Origin of the sequence: Carboxylicivirga marina (assembly GCF_016612505.1) — a bacterium.
Classification (GTDB): Bacteria; Bacteroidota; Bacteroidia; order Bacteroidales; family Marinilabiliaceae; genus Carboxylicivirga; species Carboxylicivirga marina.
The window spans coordinates 1-3,275 of sequence record NZ_JAENRR010000125.1; the positions used below are offsets into that span (position 1 = coordinate 1).

A 3,275-nucleotide genomic window follows, 5' to 3' on the forward strand; every position below is an offset into this window, starting at 1 on the left:
TTCTCCTTTTAATTTTCTTTCAGTTGGTTTTAGCTCCTGGAGTGAAGTTTTAATAAAAACTGCAGGCAACAATGGCTAATAAAGCATAAGGAGGTTAGAGATTATTGGAAAGTCAGCATAAAACCGACCAACGCCAAATCGCTGATTTGGCTTTAAAATGAAAAAGATAAAAACAAATACAACGCTTTGGCTCAGCGAGATTCGAAAGTTATGCGCTTCGAAATCCCCTTACGCTTCATAGCCGAACCGTTGTAGCACATAAAAAAATGAAAGACGCAGAATTCATAAGATTTTGGCAAAAAGAATATCCAGATTCGTTTCCTATCAAGCACGAACTTAAATGGATATATAAAAATCGTTGGTTAAGAATTCACAGTCTTCCAGAATCTAAAAGGTATGCCGAAACTGAAAACCAATATGAAACCATACTTGACCGACAAAAACAACTAATTGAAGATTTAATTGGTGAAGAAACTGAGGTCGTAATAGCATATGGACATTATACTGACTACTTAACAAACGATAAACATACAGACCAAACAGACTTTGGTGAGTATAATAAAGTCCTGACTATAAACCTGACTGAAGAACGACCTGATGAATATGAAGTCGAAATGTACTTTGACATATTTGCAAAAATTGAAAAATGGCAGTCGGACAGTAAAAATGAAATGCTAAGAGCAATTGCTGACGATGAATTTCAAGCAATGTTCATTTGTCCATCTAAGCATTGTATAATTGCTCCATATGATGGTGGAGTTGACATTATTATGGACTCAACAGAGAACCGTGACAAATTGAAATTAAAATATAAAGATTGGATTTCAGAAAGAGAAGATGGCCTCTAATAGAAATTACGTGCTACAACACGCTAGTATAAAGCATTTGGCGGTCGTGACTTTTGGCAAGTTCGCAGCTTCGATTACCACCGCCAAATCTTTGATTTGGCTTTAGGATTGAAAAGATAAAAACAAATAAAAGATTTGGCTCTGAGGCGTTAGGAAAGTTTGGTTCGTTAAGTCGCCATACGCTTCATCTAGCCACCGTTAGCACACATACAATGAGAAAGATACCATACATATTGTTGATTCTAATTTGCGGAATATTCAATACCAATGCGCAAGAGATTAAACAGATTACGGAGACAGTATTTGGAGAAGCTGTCGTTGAAGCCAATACCCAAAGGGAAGCAAAGAGAAAATTTAAGAAACTAAAAGCTTATCCAGAACATTGTGATTTGTACTTTGACTCTAAAACAGTTTCCAAATTTGATAAAAATGGCAACCTCATTTCAAAAGCAGAATTTAATGAAGACGGAACTACTAATTATGTTTCTAAATATAATTATACCGATTCGGTCAACCTTAAAAATGAAAGTCATACTTACCCATTAAATTCTATTTCAGATAGGTTGGTGACATATAAATATAATCCAAATGAAGAGTTAATATTAATAGTTGATTCATCAATAAATAGTATCAATCAATCTGTTATTTCTTATCCAAACCATAATACTAAGCAAATGATATCTATGGTAAATGGTAAGCATGTGGACAAATGGATTACAGAGCGGGATACCACAGATAACCTTGAGCTTATTACTGCATATGATAGTAATGATGTACTATTTATGGCTACAAAAAACTGGTATGACGATAACAAGAAATTAGTTAGGAGAATTGACTTGAATTCGAGTATGATGCCAACTGTAACTCAGGACTTCAAATACGATGAGAATGGAAATAAGATTTTCGAACGAGTAGAGTCTCATTCTCATACATTAACGATTGAAAGGCATTGGAATATTGATTCAATAAACAATATAGATTACTTCAAATCATTTACAAATGGCATTTTAGACGATTATTCAATTAGCTATAAAGACAAGAACGGTAATGAAATAAAAGCTGATTTTTTTGATTCTGACACAACAAGTATTGCAAGTTTCACTTCAAAGTGTGCTTATAAATATGACAATAGCAACAGTTGGATTGAAAAGAAAGAGTTTTGGAATGGAACAATTAAATCTATATCGTACAGAAAAATTGAATATTATGAATAAGGTACGTGTGCTAACAAACCGTTATAAAGCATAAAGGGCATAGTCTAATTTGGTTGGTTTGGAGCCTCGGCAACCAACGCCAAATCACTGATTTGGCTTTTGAAATGAAAACTTAAAACAAAATACAGCGATTTGGCTCTGCTCAATATGGAAAGTATCTAGGGTCAAATCCCTTTACGCTTTATACGGCAGGCCGTTGCCCACAATATGAATTACGAACTTCAATCAATATTTACAATTCGATAATAAATGTCAGAAAAAACAAATTTGGATTGGAAGAAATATGAATCCATTACAAAGTATATTTATGAAACTTTAGGAAAAAAATCTGGAGTTAAAATAGAAGGTTATGGAAATAATTGTAAAGTAAAAGGGAAGTCTGGTGTTAATCATCAAATTGATGTATTAACCAATCATTCAGATGGAATTCATAGTTACAAAACAGCAATTGAATGTAAATATTGGAAAGATAAAATTAACAAGGATATCGTAATGAAGGTATCTGAGATAATTGAAGATGCTGGACTTAACAAAGGTATAATTGTATCAAGAAGTGGATTTACACCTGATGGAATATCATTCGCTAAACATCGAAATATTGGGTTAGTTGAATTAAGAGAAATCGAAGAAAATGACTTTCAAGGCCGAAAAAGAATATTCGACATCAAAACTTGGATTAATAGACCTGAAATTTTACGTACAGTTATAGACGCGGTTGACAAAACAGAACTAGCTGGGGAAGTTATAGAAATTGACAAAGTTAAAATCGAATTATTAGATGGCAAGAAAACTCCATTTATAGATTATATGACAACCTTTAAAAAAGAATTACATAATGTGGGATTTTGGCAAGTATTCAGCAAGGGATATAGACTTGACAGTGCTTATTTAATCAACGAAAAAAGCAATTCTAAAATAAAAATTAGAGAAATTATTTTTACTGGAGTTCTTACAAGATTGAATTCAAATCTAAAGTTTTATCCAGTAGACCAAATCTGGCTGATTATGAAATCACTTTTTGAAGAAAGAACATTTACAATAACTGAAAAAGGAATAATTAGAGAAGATAAAAACTAAATACTGTGGGCAACACGCTAGTATAAAGCAATTGGCGTTCTAGAGCACATGGAAGCTAAGTTGGGTAATCGAACACCGCCAAATCTTTGATTTGGCTTTAGAAATCGTTAGTTTGTAGTTTACCAATACCAGTAGA

Annotated in this window: 3 protein-coding genes; all 3 read left to right on the plus strand. The window is 32.9% G+C overall.

Translation table 11 applies throughout. The features are described 5' to 3' along the window. Positions 1-266 precede the first annotated feature (266 nt). Entirely contained in the window at positions 267-848 is a 582-nt protein-coding gene (locus JIV24_RS21975; RefSeq protein WP_200467233.1) for a DUF3885 domain-containing protein, read from the plus strand. A 212-nt stretch (positions 849-1,060) separates the two neighbouring features. Then, positions 1,061-2,062, plus strand: a complete 1,002-nt coding sequence (locus JIV24_RS21980) for a hypothetical protein (protein WP_200467234.1) — start codon at positions 1,061-1,063, stop codon at positions 2,060-2,062. A gap of 249 nt (positions 2,063-2,311) precedes the next feature. Then, on the plus strand, positions 2,312-3,139 hold the full coding sequence (locus tag JIV24_RS21985; RefSeq protein WP_200467235.1) for a restriction endonuclease: 828 nt from the start codon (positions 2,312-2,314) through the stop codon (positions 3,137-3,139). Positions 3,140-3,275: the final 136 nt, after the last annotated feature.

Bases quoted from the DNA above. Each gene is read 5' to 3' on its own strand.
- JIV24_RS21975 (WP_200467233.1), top strand. From the start codon at position 267: ATGAAAGACGCAGAATTCATAAGATTTTGGCAAAAAGAATATCCAGAT.
- JIV24_RS21980 (WP_200467234.1), top strand. From the start codon at position 1,061: ATGAGAAAGATACCATACATATTGTTGATTCTAATTTGCGGAATATTC.
- JIV24_RS21985 (WP_200467235.1), top strand. From the start codon at position 2,312: ATGTCAGAAAAAACAAATTTGGATTGGAAGAAATATGAATCCATTACA.